We start from the raw sequence: 19129 nt of genomic DNA on the forward strand, positions 1-19129 counted from the left end.
CCCGCTGCAGGCTGAACCAGAGTTGAAGGCTATTTAGGTCCTCTGGAGGCGGACAACCACTCGTGTCGAAGAAGAGCGTACTGCATGGTGTTCTCATAAATCGGAGCGCCACTGGCATCATTCCTGAAAGAGATGAACTCCATGAAAACGCCCTCCTGCCGCATGCCTAGTCGTTCACATAGTCTTTGAGAGGACGTGTTCGTATCCTCCACATAGGCATACAGCCGACGTGCTGCCCGTTTTTTGAACAGGTGAATGAACAGTGCAGTAGCAGCTTCATGGGCATAGCCCTTACCGCCGAAGTCAGGATGAAAGTTCCAGCCAACCGAAAAGGTATCGCCCTCCGGCTCAGCGAACAAATCGCCGATGAGTTTGTCAGATGTGCGCAAACACACGGCGATACTCGCGTCGTGCGTGCTGCGCTCCAGTGCTTCGCGCTCCGCGTCTCGGATATCGGCCAGCGCTAGCGACAGAAAGCAGCTTGCCACGGGCTGGTGCAAATACTCGAAAAGATCGGCTGCGTCCCCCTGGACAAATCGCCTCAAGACAAGGCGTTCGGTTTCGATGGCTTCCATTTGCTTCCTTTCTGATCCCTTCAGCTGGCCCATGGCATCGCAGTAGCGTGCCGGCCAAGACGAAGACTTATGCGGGGGATTGGCAGGATTATTGGATTGGCCGTGATGACACCATTTCATGTGAACGCGGCAGCAGGGCCTAAACTACGCGATGTGCGCTTGATCCCGGCGCCCGCGACAGCAAGGGCGCCATCACCTACCGACTCTTGAGCGTCAAGTGGCTGCGGGCCACGGCGGCGCCCTGAGCCCTTCTTCCCAACTCACATTCGCCCAGATTCCGATGAACCACACCACGTCAACCGATCCTAACCGGTACTCGGCAGCAATGCGCTGGCTGCATTGGCTGCGCGCTGGAGCTGTGTTGGGCACGCTGGCCATCGGCCTGATCATGGTGAACCTGCCAGATGAGCTTCAGGCCAAGTTCGATGTGCTGTACCCCAATCACAAGCAGTTCGGCCTGCTCGCGTTGTTGCTGGCCGCCGCCGCACTCATCGTGCGTGCCTGCACCCACGTGCCCAAGCCTCCTGCCAGCTTGGCGCCATGGGAGCGCACTCTCTCCAAGTTCGTGCACTGCGCGCTCCTCGTCCTGCTGATAGCCGTGCCGCTGTTGGGCTATTCGATGTCCAGCACCTTCACGCAAAGTGACGGGGTTCCCTTCTTCTTTTTTGGCCACTTGCCCGAACTACTCCCAAAGAACGATCGCTGGTTCGAGCGCTTCCAGTGGCTGCATCGCGTACTCGCGTACGCACTTTTAGGCTTGCTGGTGCTGCATGTCGCCGGGGCACTCAAACACCGCTTCCTGGACAAGGATTCTCAGGCCGATGTTCTGCGACGCATGCTGTAGCAGGCACTGGGGTGGCGTACACGATCGCCCGGGATGCGACACCTAGTGCCTCAAAGAAAAGAAAAGGGCTGGAAGTCAGGTTCTTTTTCCGGCATGGTTCTGAATTGCACTCCTTATGGTTGATGGTATTTCATCATTGAACGAGTGAGACATGATCATCCAGGGCCTTGGAAGTACCACTTCACTGTATAGCACCCTCACCAAATCAAATGTTCAGCGGCAGGAATTGCCAAGCGCAGCGGCAAATTCTGCCGCCACAGTGACTATTTCAGAGGCGGCCAAAGCGCTTGCCTCTTCTGGCAGCGATGGTGCGACGCAATCCACGACAGCAGCGCAGCAACGAATTTTGAAATCTGCGGGCAGTGACTCTCAGAGTGCTGGAAAAATTGCTTATGAAATGGCAAATACCAACAGCACCATTTTTTACGACATCCGCGACTCCCTTCAATCCGGGAAAATGGATGATATAAAACTATCGTCAACAGGAAGGAAGATTGACGATGCATTCAAGGAAAAATTCACCAAAGAAGCCGCAGAGATTGATGCAAAGCGGCTGGAAATATACAACACAGAAAAAGCCAAAGGCACCAACCCGGTAGAGATCATTGCCAAAATGATTGGCTTCACGAACTCCCAATCAAGAGATTATCTTGAGGGTTCTGCATGGTTGGGGTAGATTGAAATTTCCCGCAAAAAAGCCCATCGAACAGCTGGCCTTTTTTGGTTTTCTGGGATTGATGCAAAAACCATGGAGACACATGGGCTTCGTAATGCACGGCGCAGGTAGCCCGCCAGCAATCCTTGCTTGAGGGCGCAGATGGTGATCTCTGCCTCCCTGGCAATGGAAGCAAGCCGGACCCAGGCCAGTTTTCGCGCAAAATAAGCCGTTGGTCAAATATTGGAAAACAGCCTCCATGGAAAGACTCGTTGAAACTCAACAGAACAGAAAGCTTGAGACGATAGTTTTGGGCGGCGGCTGCTTCTGGTGCACCGAGGCGATTTTCGGCCGCGTGCGCGGCGTGACCGATGTGCAGAGCGGGTACGCCAACGGCCATGTGCCGCACCCTTCGTACGAGCAGGTCTGCACCGGCAGCACGGGGCATGCCGAGGTGGTGCGGCTGCGCTTCGATCCCGGGCAGATCGGCCTGCGCGCCATTCTGGAGATTTTCCTGGCCACGCACGACCCGACCTCGCTCAACCGCCAGGGCAACGATGTCGGGACGCAGTACCGCAGCGGCATCTATTACAGCGATCCGGCGCACGAGGCCGTGGCCCGCGCCGTGCTGCGCGAACTGGCGGAAAACGGCGCCCATGGCGCGCCCATCGTGACCGAGGTGGCGCCGCTGGCGGCGTACTGGCCCGCCGAGGACTACCACCAGGACTACTTCGTGAAACACCCCCACCAGGGCTACTGCGCCTTCGTGGTCGGCCCCAAGGTGGAGCACTTCCAGACGGCCTTTGCGCGCTACTGTCACGAAACCAGCGCCGATCGGCGTTAAGCTTGCGGCCCACGGCGCCCCGCGCGCCGCATTCCTGCCATGCCGCCGTCCATTTCTTCCTTCCTGCTCCCGCGCCCACGCCTGGCACGCCGCCTGGCGCTGGCGTGGCTGGTGCTCGCCCTGGCGCTGGCACCGGCCCTGGGGCAGATGCACCGGGTGCTGCACCTGCCCGGCGCCCTGGGGCTGGCCCAGCCGGCAGCGCATGACCACGGCCTGGGCGCACTGTTCGGCGGACACAGCCCGGCCGACTGCCAGCTGCTCGACCAGTTGCACCACGGCGGGGCCGCCGTGGCGGAAAGCCGCGTGCCGCTCGCCCAGCCCGACGGCCAGCGGGTGGCATCGCCCGCTGCGCAGCCGCTGCGCGCCGCGCCGCCGCTGCCTTTCCAGGCCCGCGCGCCGCCCCTGGCCTGAACCTCCTTTACTCCTGATTCCATAGCTGCCAGCGCTTGCCAGACAAGCGTTGGCGTTGTTTTTCGCCTTGAATTCCGTGGGTCTTCAAGGCGCGCTGCGCCTGCCTTCCTGCAAGGGGGCAGGGCGGCGCATCCCCTTTTTTCCGACCATGAAGCACATTCCGAACCTCGTTTCCTTCCACGGCGCCCGTTCCGGCGCGCTCCACGCGGCGCAGACGGCCGCCGCCCTGGCCGTGGCCCTGCTCATCACCACCCTGGCGCAGGAGGCGCAGGCCCAGCCGCAGGGCGCAGCCGCTGCGCTGCCCGAGGTCACCGTCTCCGCCAGCGGCCTGCAGCTCGGCAGCGACGACATGGCCACGCCCGTGAGCGTGCTGGAGGGCGATGAACTGGTGCGTCGGCGCGAAGGCACGCTGGGCGAAACTCTGAACAGCGAGCCGGGCATCCAGTCCAGCCACTTCGGCGCAGGCGCCAGCCGCCCGGTGATCCGCGGCATGGACGGGCCGCGCGTGCAGGTGCTGTCCGACGGCTCGCAGGTGCAGGACGCCTCCACCGTCAGCCCCGACCACGCCGTGGTCGCCGAACCCCTGCTGGCGCGCCAGGTCGAGGTGCTGCGCGGCCCCTCGGCGCTGATCCACGGCGGCGGCGCCATCGGCGGCGTGGTCAACGTGCTGGACGACAAGATCCCCACGGCCATTCCTCAGAAGGGCTACGAGGGCAGTGCCGAGCTGCGCCTGGGCAGCGCCGCGAGCGAGAAAACCGGCGCCTTCCAGCTCACGGGCGGCGCGGGCAACCTGGCCGTGCACGTCGAAGGGCTGGCGCGCGATGCGGGCGACTACCGCGTGGGCAGCGGCTGGGAGGGCGGGCGCAAGGTGCCGGGCAGCTTCAACCGCACCGACTCCGGCAGCCTCGGCCTGTCGTGGATCGGCGACCAGGGCTACCTGGGCGTGGCCTACACGCGCCAGACCGCCAAGTACGGGCTGCCAGGGCACAACCACAGCTTCGAGGGCTGCCACACGCACGGCGACCACCTGCACTGCGGCAGCCATAGCGGCCACGACGGGCATGACCACGGGGACGACGACCACGACCATGACCATGGCGCGGAGGACGTGCCCGTGGTGGACTTGCGCAGCGAACGCTGGGACGTGCGCGGCGAGCTGCGCAACCCCTTCGCCGGCTTCTCGGCGCTGCGCCTGCGCGCGGGCGTGACCGATTACCAGCACGACGAAGTGGAAGACGGCGCCGTCGCCACCACCTTCCGTAACAAGGCGCACGACCTGCGCGTGGAACTGCAGCACGAGCCGCTGGCCGGCTGGCGCGGCGTGTTCGGCGTGCAGGCCACGCAGCGCAAGTTCAGCGCCGAGGGCGAAGAGGCCTACGTGCAGCCGACCGAAACGCGCCGCACCGGCCTGTTCCTGCTGGAGGAATACCAGTGGCAGCAGTGGCGCTTCGCCGCCGCGCTGCGCCACGAGCGCCAGACGGTGGACGCGCTGACCTCGGGCCTGTCGAACAGCCACAACGGCACCTCGGCCTCGCTCAGCGCGGTGTGGAAGTTCACGCCCGGCTACGCGCTGTCGGCCTCGTGGACGCAGGCGCGCCGCATGCCCACGGCCGAGGAGCTGTACGCCAAGGGCCTGCACATGGCCACCAGCACCTACGAGCGCGGCGACCCGAACCTCAAGCCGGAAACGGCCCAGTCCATCGACCTGGCCCTGCGCAAGACGGCGGGCGACACCACCTTCGGCGTGAGCGTGTTCCACAACCGCGTGAAGGACTACATCTACGGCCGCACGCTGGACGAACTCGACGGCCTGCAACTGCTGCAGTACAGCCAGGCCGACGCCACCTTCACCGGCCTGGAGGCGCAGGTGCGCCAGCGCCTGACCCGCAACCTGGGCGTGACGCTGTTCGGCGACGTGGTGCGTGCCAGGCTGGACGCGGGCGGCAACCTGCCGCGCATTCCCGCCGCCCGCGCGGGCCTGCGCCTGGACGCCAACTGGCAGGCCTGGGACGGCCAGGTGGAATGGGTGCAGGCGGCGCGCCAGGACCGCGTGGCCGACTTCGAGACCGCCACGCCCGGCTACGGCATGCTCAACCTGGGCCTGGCCTACAGCAGCCGCCTGGCCGGCGGCACGCCGTGGCAGCTCTACGTGAAGGGCAACAACCTGACCGACCGCCTGGGCTACGCCCACACCTCGTTCATCAAGAACGCGGCGCCGCTGATGGGGCGCAACGTCACGGTGGGCGTCAAGGTGTCGTTCTGATGCATTGATCTCCCCGCCAGGCGCCCGGACGCCTGGCGGGGACGTGGTGCCCGTGCCATAAAGTAAGCGCTTTGGGCGGGTTCCTTGCGGCCCCGCAGGTGTCGAACACACAGCCGCATCGTGGCGACAGGGTTTTCAATGAATGGTCCCCTTCCTTCCGAAATACACCCGATGGCCGGATTCCCTCAGGTGTGCTTCATCAAGAACATCATCACCAATCCGCATATCGTGGTGGGCGATTACACCTATTACGATGACCCAGACGGTTCGGAAAACTTCGAGCGCAATGTGCTTTATCATTTTCCCTTCATTGGCGACCGGCTGGTGATTGGGAAGTTCTGTGCATTGGCCCGGGGCGTCAAATTCATCATGAATGGGGCCAATCACAAGATGTCGGGAATTTCCACCTATCCTTTCCAGATTTTCGGAAATGGGTGGGAGAAGGTCATGCCCGGCATGGACGATTTGCCCTACAAGGGCGATACCATCATTGGCCATGATGTATGGATTGGATATGACAGCGTCATCATGCCAGGCGTGAAAATCGGCAACGGCGCCATTATTTCGGCGCGTTCCGTGGTGGCAAGCGATGTGCCGGCCTACACCATTTATGGCGGCAATCCCGCCAGATGCATCAGAGAGCGTTTTCCCGAAGCAACCGTGGCCATCCTGGAAGAAATCGCCTGGTGGGATTGGTCCATTGAGAAAATATCCAGAAATCTGGCGCTGATTGTTTCTTCGGATATTGAGGCGCTCCAGGCTTGCGCTGCGGCTTCGTCGTGAATGCCTTTGAACTCCATGCGCTGCTGACCGGCCCGGCTGGCCTGGTGCCGGAGCCCGCTGACAACCGCATCGCACGAACCTATTTTCACGAACGGGTGGAATGGCATCCGGGCCGCAGCACCCGCGTGCTGCGCGTGATCTATGGCGCGCAGGGCGAGCCCGAGCGAATTCAGCGGTGTGTCTCGTCCGACAACAATAATGCGGTGCTGCTGAGCGGTCCATTCGTGAAACGGCAGGTGCTGGACGCTGCGGCCCAAGAGGTCGCCAGCCTCCTGGCGCGTAACGTGCGAACCGAAGGATGTGATGAGGGCGCGAACGAAAAGTGACGCCAGGGCTTATCCAGCAAGCGCCAGGCGCTATTCTTTCAAGAGCGCCACTGGTCTGCCGGGCCTGTTGTGGGCGAGCTCCACGCAAAACGCTGCCCGGCGGATAATGCCCGTTTACCTGCCGGCCACAACGTCCGCGCTTCTGCTTTCGTGGATTCCCCCGTCTTCTCTTCCCTCATCCCGGTCATCCTGTGCATCGGCATCGGCTTCTTCGCGGCGCGCATGGGCTGGGTGCGCGCGGCGGCAATTCCCGATTTCTCCAACCTCGTGTTCCTAGTGCTCACGCCCGCGCTGCTGTTTCGCACCATGGGCGCGGTGCGCATCCAGGAACTGAACTTCCGCCCCGTGGCGCTGTACTTCCTGGCGGCGGGGCTGATGTTCGCGGTGACGATGGCGGTGTCGGGCTTTTCCACGCGCGCGGCGGCGCGCGGGCTGGCGCACATGTTCAGCAATACGCTGATGATCGGCGTGCCCCTGGTCGGGCTGGTGTACGGCAAGGAAGGGCTGGTGACGCTCATCACCCTGATCTCGCTGCACTCGCTGATCCTGCTGACGGGCGTCACCATCGTCTTCGAGCTGGCCGAGGCGCACGAGCGCCAGAAGTCGGGCCAGAGCGCGCCGCGCCCCATGCTGCACACCGTGCTGCAGGCGGTGCGCAGCGGCATCCTGCACCCGGTGCCGCTGCCCATCCTGGCCGGGCTGGTGTTCGCGCAGACGGGGCTGAAGCTGCCCGGCGTGGTCGATCACTCGCTGCAGGTGCTGGGCCAGGCGCTCGGCCCCATGGCGCTGCTGCTGGTGGGCGTGACGCTGGCCTACACCCCCGTGGGCCAGCACCTGCGCAGTGCCTGGGGCATTGCCCTGGCCAAGACGGTGCTGCACCCGCTGCTGCTGGCGGCGCTGGCCTGGCTGTTCGGGCTGTCGGGCCTGCCGGTGGCGGTGATGTTCATGGCCGCCTCGCTGCCGGTGGGGGCCAATGTGTTCCTGTTCACGCAGCGCTATGGCGTGCTGCAGCAGGAGGTGTCGGCCAGCATCGCCGTGTCCACGGCGCTGGCGCTGCTCACGGTGCCGCTGATGCTGGCGCTGGCGCAGCGCTTCCTCGCCTGATGCTTCGCTTTCAATAGCTGCTAGCGCTTGCTGGGCAAGGGCTGGAGCCGTTTTTCATGCGATTTTCAAGGCGCTTCAAGGCGCCAGGCGCTCGCGCAGCCACGCGCCGCTTTCCAGGCGGTAGCGCAGCCGGTCGTGCAGGCGGCTTTTGCGGCCTTGCCAGAATTCCCAGCGCTCGGGCACCAGCCGGTAGCCGCCCCAGTGCGGCGGGCGCGGCGGCTGCAGCAGGAATTGCGCGCCGTACCTGGCGGCATTGGCCACCAGCACGCTGCGGCCGGGAATGACCTGGCTCTGCGGGCTGGCCCAGGCGCCGATGCGCGAGTCCAGCGGGCGGCTGGCGTAGTAGGCGTCGCTGTCGGCGGCGTCCACCTTTTCCACGCGGCCCTCGATGCGCACTACGCGCTCCAGCTCCACCCAATGGAATTGCAGCGCGGCAAAGGGGTTGCCCGCCAGTTCGCGGCCCTTGCGGCTGCCGTAGTTGGTGTACCAGACGATGCCGCGCGCGTCGTAGCCCTTGATGAGCACGATGCGCGTGCTGGGGCGCAGGCTGCCGTCCACGGTGGCCAGGGTCATGGCGTTGGGCTCGGGCACCTGGGCTGCCAGGGCTTCGTGGAGCCATTGGTCGAATTGCTGCAGCGGGTCGGCGTGGGAGGCGTCTTCGCTCAGTTCCGCGCGCTCGTAGCTCTTGCGCAGGTCGGCGATGGAGGAGGGCGTTGCGTTCATGCGCTCATTGTGCCGCGCCGTCCGGCGCGGCGTAGGCCAGCAGGCGACCGAGCGCGCGGTCGTGGATGCCCAGGCGGCGCAGTTCGTCGTAGGTGGCCCGGGCGTAGTCGTGCGTGCTGCCGTAGATGCCGCGCGCCTGGTTGAAGATGCGGCGGTACTGGGCCTCGGTGAGTTCGCCGGTATGGCTCGGGCTGCGGCGCGAGAGCGTGAAGGCCAGCGCGCGCACCGTGCCCTGCACCGCGCCACCGGCCGTGATGCGGCAGGGCAGCCAGCGCGGGTCGTACACGCCGAGCACCATTTCGCGCTGCCACAGGGGCGGCAGGATGCGCGCCACCTGCGCGCGTTCGATGCGGAAGGCCATGCCCTGGCAACTGCCCCCGGGCAGCAGGGCCAGCACCAGGCCGGGGCACTCGGGCGTGCCCCGGTTGACCCGGCTCCACATCTTGAGTGCGCGGTGCCAGCCGTGCACGCGCGCCGGGTGCCGTTCGGCGAAGGGAAACTCGGGGCGCCAGATGAGCGACCCGTAGCCAAAAACCCACAGATCCTGCTGGCCGCCCCATTCGGCCAGGGTGCGCGCGAGCATCGGGGCGGGGTCGCGCAGCGGCGCGGGCAGGGCAGTCATGGCTTCACTCTACAATGACGGGTTTTGTCCAACGCCCTCATTATTCACCTTACGGAGTTTCAAAAATGTCCAGTTCCGACGACGATAGCCAGCAGCGTTTTGCCCTCGGGTTCCTGTTTGCCCTGATTGCGCTGGTGGTTTCCACCGTGGTGGGGGTCGTGGTGTTCAAGCGCGGCATCGCCCATGCGCCGGCGGCGCCCAAGGCCGCCGTGGTGCAGGCCGTCGAGGCCGCCGCGCCCGGGGTGGCCGTGGTGGAAGAAGCCACCGTGGTGGTCGAGGGCGGCGTGGTCAAGTTCTACTTCGCCACCGGCAAGGCCGACCTGGCCACGGGCGCCAAGCAGGCCCTGGCGGACGTCATCAAGGGCGTGCTGCAGGGCAGGAAGGCCGTGGTGTCGGGCTTTCACGACGCCACCGGCGATCTGGCCGTGAACCAGGAACTGGCCAAGCAGCGCGCCTTCGCCGTGCGCGACGCGCTGCTCTCGCTGGGCATCACCGAAGAGGGCATCGAGCTGAAGAAGCCCGAGCAGACCCTGGCCGATGGCAGCAACGCCGAGGCCCGCCGCGTGGAAGTGACGCTGGCGCCCTGATCCCCGGTTTTTTTCCGCCCAACAACGCCGCGCTGCTTTCAGTAGCGCGGCGTTTCGTTTGGGCGCAGGTCGAACAGCAGCACCTCGGCCTGCTCGCCCTGGGCGAATTCCACCTCGCGCACCTGCCGCAGCTTGACGGCATCGCCCGCCGCCAGGCGCTGGCCGTTGACCTGCAGCGCCCCGCGTGCCACGTGCACGTAGGCAAAGCGGTTTTCCGGCAGCACGAAGCGCTGCTGCTCGGCCCCATCGAACAGCCCGGCGTAGACGCGCGCATCCTGGTAGACCGATAGCGCACCGTCGGCTCCGTCGGGGGTGATGATGGCGCGCAGGCGGCCACGCTTTTCCTCTGCGCCGAAGTGGCGCTGCTGGTAGCGCGGCGCCACGCCCTTGCGGTCGGGCACGATCCAGATCTGCAGGAAATGCACCGGCGCCTGGCGCGAGGCGTTGTATTCGCTGTGGCGCACGCCGCTGCCGGCGCTCATCATCTGCACGTCGCCCGGCTGGATGGCCGAGCCCGTGCCCATCGAGTCCTTGTGCTCCAGGGCGCCGTCGAGGACGTAGGAAAAAATCTCCATGTCGCGGTGGCCATGCGGGTCGAACCCCCGGCCCGGCTGCACCCGGTCCTCGTTGATCACCAGCAGGTCGGAGAACCCCTGGTGCTGTGGATCGTAGTAGCTGCCGAAGGAGAAGCTGTGCTGCGAGTGCAGCCAGCCCAGGTTGGCGATGCCGCGCTGCGCGGCGGGGCGGAGTTCCATCATGTCCTTGTCCTCGGGCGCCGCTGGGGCGCTACGTTCAGTTCTTGATTGCTTCGAGGGAAACGGTGATCGTCACCTCGTCACCCACGTTCGGCGCATACTTGCCGGCGTTGAACTCGGTGCGCTTGATGGTGGTGGTGGCGTTGGCGCCGATGGCGTCCTTCTTCAGCATGGGATGGGGCATGTTCACGAAATGCGTCACCTTCAGCGTCACGGGCTTGGTCACGCCCTTGATGGTCAGGTTGCCGTCGATCGCCACCGGCTTGTCGCCCTCGAATGTCACCTTGGTGGACTTGAACGTGGCCGTGGGGTACTTGGCGGTGTCGAGGAAGTCCTCGCCCTGGATGTGGCCGTTGAACACGTCGAAGCCGGTGTTCACCGAGGTCATATCGATGGTGATGTCCACGGCGCCGGTCTTGGCGGCCTTGTCCAGCGTCACGGTGCCGGTGGTCTTGTCGAACTTGGACAGCTGGGTGGACAGGCCGAAGTGGCTGTACGAGAAACGCGGGAAGGTGTGCGTGCCTTCCACGTTGTAAACCTCGGGCGCGGCCAGCGCAGGGGAGGCGGCGGCAAAGCTGACGAGCAGGGCGGCGGAGAGCTTGGCGATACGGTTCATGGCAAGGGTCCTTTCAGGATGGAGGGAAAAACAGGGGATCAAACGGAGGTACCGGGGGCTTACTGGGCCGCCGCGGTGAGGCGGAACTGGATCACCACATCGTTGGCGACGATGTCGAAGGCCTTCCAGGCACCTTCGCCGATGGAGAAGTCGCCCCGGCGGATCGTCAGGCGGCCCTCGAACACGCCGGTCTTGCCCTGGGCGGCGAAGGTGGCGGGCACCACCACGTCCAGGGTCTTGCCCTTGATGGTGAGCTTGCCGGCCACTTCGTACTTGTTGCCGCCCAGCGCCTTGACGCTGCTGGACTCGAAGCGCGCCCGGGGGAAGGCCTTGGTGTCGAACCAGGTCTTGGTGGCGACTTCGGTATCGCCTTCGCTGCTGCCGGTGTCCACGCTGGCCAGCTCCACCTCGATGGTGCTCTTGGCGGCGGCGGGGGCGGCGGGGTCGAAGCGCAACTGGCCGGCGAACTTCTTGAACGCGCCTTGCATGGCCACGCCCATCTGCTGGTAGGCGAAGGTGATCTGGCTCTTGTCGGGCTGGACCTGCGTGTACTCCACGGCGTGTGCGGCAGTGGCCAGCGAGAGGGCCGAAAAGAGGGCGAGGGCGGTACGTTTCATGGTGAACGGTCCTTTCAGGGGAAAAATAGCGGATCAGGCGCGGCGGGCCAGCATGCGGGTGAGCACGTCGTCCTTGTCGATGAAGTGGTGCTTGAGCGCCGCGCCGACGTGGCCCAGCAGCACGGCAACCAGGGTGAAATTCAGGCCCATGTGCACGGTCTGCAGCAAATCGCCCAGCGCCTTGTCCTTGCCCAGCAGGTCGGGAATCGGCAGCACGCCGAACCACACGGTCTGGAAGCCCTTGGCCGAACTCATCAGCCAACCCGACAGCGGAATGGCGAACATCAGCACGTACAGCAGGTGGTGGCCCGCATGCGCCGCCAGGCGCTCCAGCGGGCCCATGTGCTGCGGCAGCGCCGGCGGGCGGTGCGTGGCGCGCCACGCCAGGCGCGCGGCAGCCAGCAGGAAAACGCTGACGCCGGCCCATTTGTGCCACGAATACAGCTGCAGTTTGCTGGGTGAGAGAGGCAGGCCGGTCATGTAGAAGCCCAGCCCGAGCAGGCAGAAAATCAGGGTGGCGATGCCCCAGTGCAGGGCTTTGGCGGTCGTGGTGTAGTGCGTGGTCATGGGGGTTGTCCTTCACGGCAGGCATGGCGATGCATTGCCGATGGGTGAACTGTAGGCGGATGCTTTGTGGCGAAATAGGGGACAATCAAGAAATCTTTATTGCCAATACAGCAACAATGAACCGGCTCGACGCGATGACCCTCTTTGTCCGCGTGGCGGACCTCGGCAGCTTTGCCGCGGCGGCGAACCATATGGGCGTGGCGCGCTCGGTGGTCACGCGGCAGATCGCCGCGCTGGAAGAGCACCTGGGGGTGAAGCTCATCGTGCGCACCACGCGCAAGCTGACCCTGACCAGCGCCGGCGCCGATTACCTGGACAAGTGCCGCACCATCCTGGACCTGGTGGAGAGCGCCGAGGCCGATGTGATGGAGGCGCGCCTGACGCCGCGTGGCAATCTGCGCATCGCGTTGCCACTGAGCTTTGGCCTCAAGCGCATCGCCCCCGTGCTGCCGCGCTTTCTGCAGAGCCACCCGGAAATCACCCTGGCGCTGGACTTCAACGACCGCCAGCAGAACCTGATCGACGAGGGCATCGACATGTCGATCCGCATCAGCGCGCGGCTCGACCCCGGCATCGTGGCGCGCAAGCTGGGCGAAACCCGGCTCATCACGGTGGCTTCGCCCGGCTACCTGCGGCAGCACGGCCACCCGCGCCATCCCGATGAGCTGGTGGCGCACCAGGCCCTGGGCTACACGGCCAAGGCCAGCAACCGCCCGCTGGAGTTCTGGGTCGAGGGCAAGCCGTACAGCGTTTACGTGCCTTTTCGCATGCAGGCCAACAACGGCGACGCCCTCGTGGAAGCCGCGCACCAGGGCATGGGCATCACGGTGCAGCCCGATTTCATCGTCGCCAAGTACATCGAGCGCGGCACGTTGGTGCCGCTCCTGGAGGACTATGCACTGCCCCCGCTGGGCATTCATGCGGTGCTGCCCAGCAGCCGCTATATGCCGCAGCGCCTGCGGGTGTGGATCGAATTTCTGGCGGCGGAGCTGGGGCAGGGCCGTGGCAAAGGATTAGAGTGAAAATGGCTTCCAGGGCTCGCCAGCCAAGCGCTGGAAGCTATCAATAGCAGAGCAAGTCAACGCAGGCCGCTGCCCGTGGCGTTCTCTGCCCGCTGGATCAGCTCGATCTTGTACCCGTCCGGATCCGTCACGAACGCGATCACCGTCGTGCCGCCCTTCACCGGCCCGGCCTCGCGCGTCACCTTGCCGCCGGCGGCCTTGATCTTCTCGCAGGCCGCGTACGCATCGGGCACGCCCAGGGCGATGTGGCCGTAGGCGTTGCCGTGGTCGTAGCTCTCCACGCCCCAGTTGTAGGTCAGCTCGATCTCGGCCTGGCCGGGGTTGCCGCCCTCGAAGCCGAGGAAGGCCAGCGAGTATTTGTATTCGGGGTTCTCGGACTGGCGCAGCAACTGCATGCCCAGCACCTGGGTGTAGAAGTCAATCGAGCGCTGGAGGTTGCCAACGCGCAGCATCGTGTGGAGGAATTTCATCCCTTCGATTGTGCAGGGATGAGGCGCCCCTGTGTGAATCGACTCTCCATTCGGCTGGCCTCTGCCCGGTCCATCTGCAAAAGGCCCTGGAGAAGGCGGATACGTCTCGATAGCCCAGCAGCGAGGCCACTTCCTTGACGGATTGATCGGTAAGCCGAAGTGTGCGCTGCGCGATGTCGCTGCGCGCTTCATCCAGCAGCTTCTCGAAAGTGGTGCCCTGCTGCGCCAGTTTCCGATGCAGCGTGCGCCGGTGCATGGCGAAGAGGTCGGACACCCGTTCGATCGTGCAGTTCCCCGATGGCAGCAATGAAGGCAGCACCCGCCGGATCTGGCCTGCCACGTCGCCCCGATGCTGCGCATCCAGCCGCAGCATGCACTCCCGCATGGCCTGTTCGATCTCCGGATTGGCGCTCACGACGGGCTGGCTGAGCCAACTGGCAGGGAAGGTGAGCGTGCTGCATGATTGTTCGTAGCGCACCATGGGGCCGAACAGATCCCGGTAGGGCGCTTCATCAGCGGGTTTGCTGCGGGCGAGCAGTGCGGTCTCAGGGCGCCATGCGCTCCCGCACGCCAGCTTCATGAAACTGACGAAGCTGGCCATGGACAAGTCGTGTATGTGATCGCTGTCCGGGCCGTAAGGGGTTTCAAGCTCGAAGCTGAAGCTGGCGACGTCCTGGGCCACGGAAAGATGCACGCGCACGCCCGCCGCGCGCAGATGCAGGAAGCGGTCGAGGTATTCACACGATGCCTTGACCGTGGGGGCGTGCAGCATCAACAAGCTGATGGGGCCGAGCAGTGCATGCTCAAGATGCATGCCGAGCGACAGGCCCAAATGCGGGCAGCCAACATGCATTGCAGCCAGCGAAAGCAAGGTGACCGCCTTGCTCAGCGGCAACAGACGCTGGCGATGGACGGCTGGGGCGCAAGCAAACAGGCTGGCGTCGATGCCGCAATGCCGGAGCACTTCGTGGGGATTGCCGCCCAGGTTTGAAATGAATCCCGGGATGCGGGCCAGGCCGGCTGCGTCGATGAATCCGGCTTCGTGAACTGCTGGCATGGATGCTGTGTCGCTGAATGCTAACGCGGGGGTCAGGGGTAACTCGATCAAGGAAACGCGTGTGCCGTTTTTGACGAGTAACGCATAAGCCAGGCAGGCAGGGCTTGCGTTCGGTCAATTCTGGGGGGCTGGCGTATTAAGTGTTATCCCGCATGCGCCTGGACGCCGCCCCCAAGTGCATGGCAGGTGTCACGAAATGCATGCCGGCCGGCAGCGCCAGCCGCGAAACTGCCTTCCACCCACCGAATGGATGCGAAGTACAGGAGTAGCAAGGATGCAAAGCACAGGTATGCGGAGACGGGAATTTCTGGCCGGCAGCGGGGCCGGCATGCTGGCCCTGTCCCTGCCTTCACTGGCGCCCGGCGCCCAACAGATGGAGCGTTTGCTTGAAAACGCGTTCAAGCCAGGTGCCGCCCCCACCTATGCGGTCTGGGAAGACCTCTACCGCATGAACTGGACCTGGGACCGCACGGCGTTTGGCTCCCACCTCAATATCTGCTGGCCGGTCGGCTCCTGCCTGTTCCACGTCTATGTGCGCAACGGCATCGTCTGGCGCGAAGAGCAGGCGGCCCGCACGAAGGCTTGCAACCCCGACTACCCCGACTACAACCCGATGGGCTGCCAGAAGGGCGCGGCCTTCAACAACAACCTCTACGGCGACGAGCGCGTGCTGTATCCGCTCAAGCGAGCTGGCGAGCGGGGCGAGGGCAAGTGGCAGCGCATCGGCTGGGACCAGGCGCTCGAAGAAATCGCCGACGCCATTCTCGATGCCCATCAAACGGATGGGACGGACGGCTTCGTGCTGGATGCGCCCCACCACCACTGCGGCTCGATCGGCTGGGCCGGCTCGATGCGCCTGAACTACCTGCTCGACGGCGTGCAGCCCGACGTCAACATCGACATCGGCGACGTGTACATGGGTGCGCTGCAGACCTTCGGCAAGATGCAGGCCGGCTACTCGGCCGACAACCTGATGGACGCCCAGCTCATCTTCATGATGTGCAGCAACTGGTCGTACACCTATCCCTCGGGCTATCACTTCCTGACGGAGGCGCGCTACAAGGGCGCGGAGGTGGTGGTCATCGCGCCCGACTACAACCCCACGATGCCGGCGGCCGACATCCACGTGCCGGTCAAGGTGGGCGCCGATGCCGCGTTCTGGCTCGGCTGCTGCCACGTGATGATCGAAGAGGGGCTGGTGCACCGCGACTTCGTGTGCGAGCAGACCGACATGCCGCTGCTGGTGCGCGACGACACGGGCAAGTTCCTCTCGGCGCAGGAGGTGGATGGCGGACGCGCCGACCAGTTCTACCACCTCGATGCCGCCACGCAGCGCCCGCGGCCGGCCAGCCGCGCCACCCTCGCGCTCGACTACACGGCGCAGTTGGAAGGCGCGGTCGAGCTGACGCTCAAAGATGGCCGGCGCGTTGGCGTGCGCCCGGTGTTCGACCGGCTCAAGACGCAACTGGCGCGCGACTACACGCCCGAGCTGGCAGCCCGCAAGAGCGGCGTGCCCGCTTCGCTGATCAAGGAGCTGGGCCGCAAGATCGCCACCAGGCGCACCTGCACCTACATCGGCTTCACCGTGGGCAAGCACTACCACGGCGACCTGATGGAGCGTGCCCACCATCTGGCCATGGCGTTCAGCGGCAACTGGGGCAAGCCGGGCACGGGGTTCTCGATCTCGACCACGCCCGAAGAGCACATCACCTACCTGGTGGCGATGAGCAAGCCGGTCAGGCAAGGCGGCATCGAGGAGGTGGAGGAAATGGAGCAGATCGCCCTGCAGGGGCTGCTCAAGACCGATCCGCACACCAACGACGAGCTCGCCGGCCTGACCACCGCCGAGGACAGCACCAAGCTGATGGGCTTTGTCACGCCCTCGCTGTGGCTCTACAACCACGTGGGCTACAAGTCGCTCTACGACCACCCCTCGGTGGCCGACCCGATCACCAAAAAGGTCTACGGCGACTACCTCAAGGACGCGGTCGACAAGGGCTGGTGGGTCAAGGACTCGCTGCGCCCGGCCGAGGGCAAGACGCCGCGCGTGCTCATGCTCATCAACCACAACCCGCTGCGGCGCAAGCGGGCGGGCATGAAGATGTACCCGGAGCATCTCTTCCCCAAGCTGAAGATGATCTTCACGCTGGAAGCGCGCATGTCCACCTCGGCCGTGTTCTGCGACATCGTGCTGCCCTGCGCGTGGTACTACGAGAAGCACGAGATGACCAACGGCACCTCGGGCAACCCGTTCTACACCTTCGTCGACCGCGCCGTCGCTCCGCCCGGCGAGTGCAAGGAGGAGTGGACCATCATGGCGCTGCTCACGAAAAAGCTCGGCGAGCGTGCGAAGGCGCGGGGCATGGCCGAATACACCGACCAATTCGGCATGAAGCACCGTTACGACGCGCTCTACGACGACTTCACGATGAAGGGCCACCTCGTCACCAACGAAGACTGCCTGAAGGAGCAGATCCTGGTCTTCGAGCACTTCGGCGTGATGCCCAAGGGCTACACCTACGACCAGTTCCGCAAGGAAGGGCAGGTGCGCATCCACGGCCTGGGCGGCAGGCCGCTGCTGGCTGCGGCCAACGAGTTCGACCCGGCGAAGCCCTTCTACAGCTTCGCCTGGCACGTGGACAAGAAGAAGATATTCCCCACGCACACCCGCCGCGCGCAGTTCTACCTCGACCACGACTGGTACATGGAGGCGCAGGAAGCGCTGCCCGTGCACAAGGACGCGCCGCCGATGGGCGGCGACTACCCCTTCCTGCTCACTGGCGGCCACCCGCGCGTGAGCATCCACTCGGTGCACCTGTCCAACTCCTTCCTGTCGCGCCTGCACCGCGGACAGCCGGTGGTGCACATGAACGACCAGGACGCCCACCGGCTGGGCATCAAGGACGGCGAGGAGGTCGAGCTGTTCAACGACCTGGGCGACAGCCGCCTGATGGCGCGCCTGAGCGGCGCCGTGCAGCCGGGGCAGCTCATCGTCTATTTCTGGGAAACCTACCAGTACAAGAACTGGAAGCCCTACGACTCCCTGCTGGTCGGCCTGCCCAAGCCCCTGCACCTGGCCGGCGGCTACACGCAGTTCCGCTATTACCTGATGAACGGCGGCCCCCAGCCGGCCACCGACCGCGGTGTGCGCGCCGGCATGCGCAAGGTGGCCTGACCGCACCGGCCGACCCCCCCGAAAAGGACTCTGAACCATGACCTATAAAGCCGGCGGCAGCAAGAACGAGCTGCGCCACGCCAAGCGGCAGCTCGTCACCGTACTGGACCTCAACAAGTGCATCGGCTGCCAGACCTGCACTGTGGCGTGCAAGAACATCTGGACCAAGCGCCCGGGCACCGAGCACATGCGCTGGGCCAACGTGACCACCTACCCGGGCGAGGGCTACCCGCGCAACTACGAGAAGAAGGGCGGCGGCTTCAGGGACGGCAAGCCGCAGCGCGGCGTGATCCCGATCTACACGGAGACGGGCGACAACTTCCAGTTCAACCAGAAGGAAGTGATGTTCGAGGGCAAGGGCCAGCGCGCCCACATGCAGCCCAGGCGCTACCTGGACGGCAAGGCCCCCGACTGGGGTTACAACTGGGACGAAGACCAGGGCGGCGGCGAATGGCCCAATGCCTTCTTCTTCTACCTGGCGCGCATGTGCAACCACTGCACCAAGCCGGCCTGCCTGGAGGCATGCCCGACCCAGGCCATCTACAAGCGCGAGCAGGACGGCATCGTGCTGGTCGACCAGACCAAGTGCAAGGGCCACCGCCATTGCGTCGAGGCCTGCCCGTACAAAGCGATCTACTTCAACCCGGTGTCGCAGACCAGCGAGAAATGCATCATGTGCTTTCCTCGCGTCGAGCAGGGCATCGCCCCCGCATGCAACCGCCAGTGCCCGGGCCGCGTGCGCTGCTTCGGCTACATCGACGATGAGACGGCCTTCGTCCACAAGCTCGTGCACAAGTGGAAGGTGGCGCTGCCGCTGCACCCGGAGTACGGCACCGAGCCCAACGTGTTCTACGTGCCGCCCATGGGCTCGCGCGCCTTCGGCGGCGATGGCGAGATCACCGACAAGAGCCGCATTCCCGACGAGAAGCTGATGGAGCTGTTCGGCCCGCGCGTGCTCGACGCCCTGGCCGTGCTGCGCAGCGAACGCGAGAAGCAGCACCGCGGCGAGGGCTCCGAGCTGATGGACATCCTGATCAGCAACAACTGGAAGGACCGCTTCGGCGGCTTCGACAAGGACCCGCTCACGCAGGCGTCCGCAGGGGAGTGGTGATC

Annotated in this window: 21 protein-coding genes; 12 read left to right on the top strand and 9 right to left on the bottom strand. The window is 65.0% G+C overall.

The genetic code is table 11. The annotated features are described in order from the left end of the window. Nucleotides 1-29: 29 nt before the first annotated feature. Nucleotides 30-575, bottom strand: a complete 546-nt coding sequence (locus YS110_03355) for a GNAT family N-acetyltransferase (protein UJB67332.1) — start codon at nt 573-575, stop codon at nt 30-32. Between the two features lie 280 nt (nt 576-855). Between YS110_03355 and YS110_03360 the strand changes: the two genes are divergently transcribed. The 8 genes from YS110_03360 (at nt 856) to YS110_03395 (ending at nt 7805) form a co-directional block, all read left to right on the top strand. Continuing rightward, nucleotides 856-1419 (top strand): cytochrome b, encoded by a 564-nt coding sequence (locus tag YS110_03360; GenBank protein ID UJB63869.1) that lies wholly within the window; start codon nt 856-858, stop codon nt 1417-1419. Between the two features lie 151 nt (nt 1420-1570). Next, nucleotides 1571-2095, top strand: a complete 525-nt coding sequence (locus YS110_03365) for a hypothetical protein (GenBank protein UJB63870.1) — start codon at nt 1571-1573, stop codon at nt 2093-2095. Between the two features lie 238 nt (nt 2096-2333). Continuing rightward, nucleotides 2334-2918 carry a peptide-methionine (S)-S-oxide reductase MsrA gene (gene msrA, locus YS110_03370; protein UJB63871.1) on the top strand — a complete coding sequence of 195 codons (585 nt, stop codon included), beginning with the start codon at nt 2334-2336 and terminating at the stop codon, nt 2916-2918. A 39-nt stretch (nt 2919-2957) separates the two neighbouring features. Beyond that, entirely contained in the window at nt 2958-3329 is a 372-nt protein-coding gene (locus YS110_03375) for a hypothetical protein (protein ID UJB63872.1), read from the top strand. A 148-nt stretch (nt 3330-3477) separates the two neighbouring features. Further along, nucleotides 3478-5592 carry a TonB-dependent receptor gene (locus YS110_03380; protein ID UJB63873.1) on the top strand — a complete coding sequence of 705 codons (2115 nt, stop codon included), beginning with the start codon at nt 3478-3480 and terminating at the stop codon, nt 5590-5592. Nucleotides 5593-5730: 138 nt separating this feature from the next. Then, nucleotides 5731-6375 (top strand): Vat family streptogramin A O-acetyltransferase, encoded by a 645-nt coding sequence (gene vat, locus YS110_03385; protein ID UJB63874.1) that lies wholly within the window; start codon nt 5731-5733, stop codon nt 6373-6375. After that, complete coding sequence (locus tag YS110_03390) at nt 6372-6701, top strand: hypothetical protein (GenBank protein ID UJB63875.1); 330 nt, start codon at nt 6372-6374, stop codon at nt 6699-6701. Before vat ends, YS110_03390 begins: the two co-directional genes overlap by 4 nt. A gap of 150 nt (nt 6702-6851) precedes the next feature. Continuing rightward, nucleotides 6852-7805, top strand: a complete 954-nt coding sequence (locus YS110_03395; protein UJB63876.1) for an AEC family transporter — start codon at nt 6852-6854, stop codon at nt 7803-7805. 75 nt (nt 7806-7880) lie between these two features. On the opposite strand, the gene pdxH is transcribed toward YS110_03395, so the two are convergent. Beyond that, nucleotides 7881-8528 carry a pyridoxamine 5'-phosphate oxidase gene (pdxH, locus tag YS110_03400; protein ID UJB63877.1) on the bottom strand — a complete coding sequence of 216 codons (648 nt, stop codon included), beginning with the start codon at nt 8526-8528 and terminating at the stop codon, nt 7881-7883. A 4-nt stretch (nt 8529-8532) separates the two neighbouring features. After that, entirely contained in the window at nt 8533-9150 is a 618-nt protein-coding gene (locus YS110_03405; GenBank protein UJB63878.1) for a gamma-glutamylcyclotransferase, read from the bottom strand. A gap of 65 nt (nt 9151-9215) precedes the next feature. Here YS110_03405 and YS110_03410 point away from each other — a divergent pair, with 65 nt between their 5' ends. After that, on the top strand, nt 9216-9737 hold the full coding sequence (locus YS110_03410) for an OmpA family protein (protein UJB63879.1): 522 nt from the start codon (nt 9216-9218) through the stop codon (nt 9735-9737). Between the two features lie 38 nt (nt 9738-9775). Here the strand turns inward: YS110_03410 and YS110_03415 are convergent, their stop codons facing one another. Genes YS110_03415 through YS110_03430 form a run of 4 tightly spaced genes read right to left on the bottom strand, consistent with a single transcriptional unit; the run spans nt 9776 to nt 12292 of the window. Then, a complete protein-coding gene (locus YS110_03415; protein UJB63880.1) occupies nt 9776-10495 on the bottom strand; it encodes a pirin family protein in 720 nt (239 codons plus the stop codon). 34 nt (nt 10496-10529) lie between these two features. After that, complete coding sequence (locus YS110_03420; GenBank protein UJB63881.1) at nt 10530-11108, bottom strand: polyisoprenoid-binding protein; 579 nt, start codon at nt 11106-11108, stop codon at nt 10530-10532. 59 nt (nt 11109-11167) lie between these two features. After that, the gene (locus YS110_03425) at nt 11168-11725 is read right to left on the bottom strand and encodes a YceI family protein (GenBank protein UJB63882.1); all 558 of its coding nucleotides are present in this window, start codon (nt 11723-11725) and stop codon (nt 11168-11170) included. Nucleotides 11726-11758: 33 nt separating this feature from the next. Beyond that, nucleotides 11759-12292 (bottom strand): cytochrome b, encoded by a 534-nt coding sequence (locus YS110_03430; protein ID UJB63883.1) that lies wholly within the window; start codon nt 12290-12292, stop codon nt 11759-11761. A 116-nt stretch (nt 12293-12408) separates the two neighbouring features. On the opposite strand from YS110_03430, the gene YS110_03435 reads away from it, so the two are divergent. Further along, nucleotides 12409-13314 carry a LysR family transcriptional regulator gene (locus tag YS110_03435; GenBank protein ID UJB63884.1) on the top strand — a complete coding sequence of 302 codons (906 nt, stop codon included), beginning with the start codon at nt 12409-12411 and terminating at the stop codon, nt 13312-13314. A gap of 56 nt (nt 13315-13370) precedes the next feature. Here the strand turns inward: YS110_03435 and gloA are convergent, their stop codons facing one another. Then, a complete protein-coding gene (gloA, locus tag YS110_03440) occupies nt 13371-13784 on the bottom strand; it encodes a lactoylglutathione lyase (GenBank protein ID UJB63885.1) in 414 nt (137 codons plus the stop codon). Continuing rightward, nucleotides 13732-14841 (bottom strand): AraC family transcriptional regulator, encoded by a 1110-nt coding sequence (locus YS110_03445; GenBank protein ID UJB63886.1) that lies wholly within the window; start codon nt 14839-14841, stop codon nt 13732-13734. The genes gloA and YS110_03445 overlap by 53 nt, the downstream gene beginning before the upstream one ends. Before the next feature lie 289 nt (nt 14842-15130). Here YS110_03445 and YS110_03450 point away from each other — a divergent pair, with 289 nt between their 5' ends. Together YS110_03450 and YS110_03455 are read left to right on the top strand one after the other, a co-directional pair. Beyond that, nucleotides 15131-18016: a molybdopterin-dependent oxidoreductase gene (locus YS110_03450; protein UJB63887.1), complete on the top strand. Its 2886-nt coding sequence runs from the start codon at nt 15131-15133 to the stop codon at nt 18014-18016. Nucleotides 18017-18053: 37 nt separating this feature from the next. Continuing rightward, nucleotides 18054-19127 (top strand): 4Fe-4S dicluster domain-containing protein, encoded by a 1074-nt coding sequence (locus tag YS110_03455; protein UJB63888.1) that lies wholly within the window; start codon nt 18054-18056, stop codon nt 19125-19127. Nucleotides 19128-19129: the final 2 nt, after the last annotated feature.

This window comes from Acidovorax sp. YS12 (genome assembly GCA_021496925.1).
GTDB lineage: Bacteria > Pseudomonadota > Gammaproteobacteria > Burkholderiales > Burkholderiaceae_C > Paenacidovorax.

Bases quoted from the DNA above. Each gene is read 5' to 3' on its own strand.
- YS110_03355 (UJB67332.1), bottom strand. From the start codon at position 575: ATGGAAGCCATCGAAACCGAACGCCTTGTCTTGAGGCGATTTGTCCAG.
- YS110_03360 (UJB63869.1), top strand. From the start codon at position 856: ATGAACCACACCACGTCAACCGATCCTAACCGGTACTCGGCAGCAATG.
- YS110_03365 (UJB63870.1), top strand. From the start codon at position 1,571: ATGATCATCCAGGGCCTTGGAAGTACCACTTCACTGTATAGCACCCTC.
- msrA (UJB63871.1), top strand. From the start codon at position 2,334: ATGGAAAGACTCGTTGAAACTCAACAGAACAGAAAGCTTGAGACGATA.
- YS110_03375 (UJB63872.1), top strand. From the start codon at position 2,958: ATGCCGCCGTCCATTTCTTCCTTCCTGCTCCCGCGCCCACGCCTGGCA.
- YS110_03380 (UJB63873.1), top strand. From the start codon at position 3,478: ATGAAGCACATTCCGAACCTCGTTTCCTTCCACGGCGCCCGTTCCGGC.
- vat (UJB63874.1), top strand. From the start codon at position 5,731: ATGAATGGTCCCCTTCCTTCCGAAATACACCCGATGGCCGGATTCCCT.
- pdxH (UJB63877.1), bottom strand. From the start codon at position 8,528: ATGAACGCAACGCCCTCCTCCATCGCCGACCTGCGCAAGAGCTACGAG.
- YS110_03405 (UJB63878.1), bottom strand. From the start codon at position 9,150: ATGACTGCCCTGCCCGCGCCGCTGCGCGACCCCGCCCCGATGCTCGCG.
- YS110_03410 (UJB63879.1), top strand. From the start codon at position 9,216: ATGTCCAGTTCCGACGACGATAGCCAGCAGCGTTTTGCCCTCGGGTTC.
- YS110_03415 (UJB63880.1), bottom strand. From the start codon at position 10,495: ATGATGGAACTCCGCCCCGCCGCGCAGCGCGGCATCGCCAACCTGGGC.
- YS110_03420 (UJB63881.1), bottom strand. From the start codon at position 11,108: ATGAACCGTATCGCCAAGCTCTCCGCCGCCCTGCTCGTCAGCTTTGCC.
- YS110_03425 (UJB63882.1), bottom strand. From the start codon at position 11,725: ATGAAACGTACCGCCCTCGCCCTCTTTTCGGCCCTCTCGCTGGCCACT.
- YS110_03430 (UJB63883.1), bottom strand. From the start codon at position 12,292: ATGACCACGCACTACACCACGACCGCCAAAGCCCTGCACTGGGGCATC.
- YS110_03435 (UJB63884.1), top strand. From the start codon at position 12,409: ATGAACCGGCTCGACGCGATGACCCTCTTTGTCCGCGTGGCGGACCTC.
- gloA (UJB63885.1), bottom strand. From the start codon at position 13,784: ATGAAATTCCTCCACACGATGCTGCGCGTTGGCAACCTCCAGCGCTCG.
- YS110_03445 (UJB63886.1), bottom strand. From the start codon at position 14,841: ATGCCAGCAGTTCACGAAGCCGGATTCATCGACGCAGCCGGCCTGGCC.
- YS110_03450 (UJB63887.1), top strand. From the start codon at position 15,131: ATGCGGAGACGGGAATTTCTGGCCGGCAGCGGGGCCGGCATGCTGGCC.
- YS110_03455 (UJB63888.1), top strand. From the start codon at position 18,054: ATGACCTATAAAGCCGGCGGCAGCAAGAACGAGCTGCGCCACGCCAAG.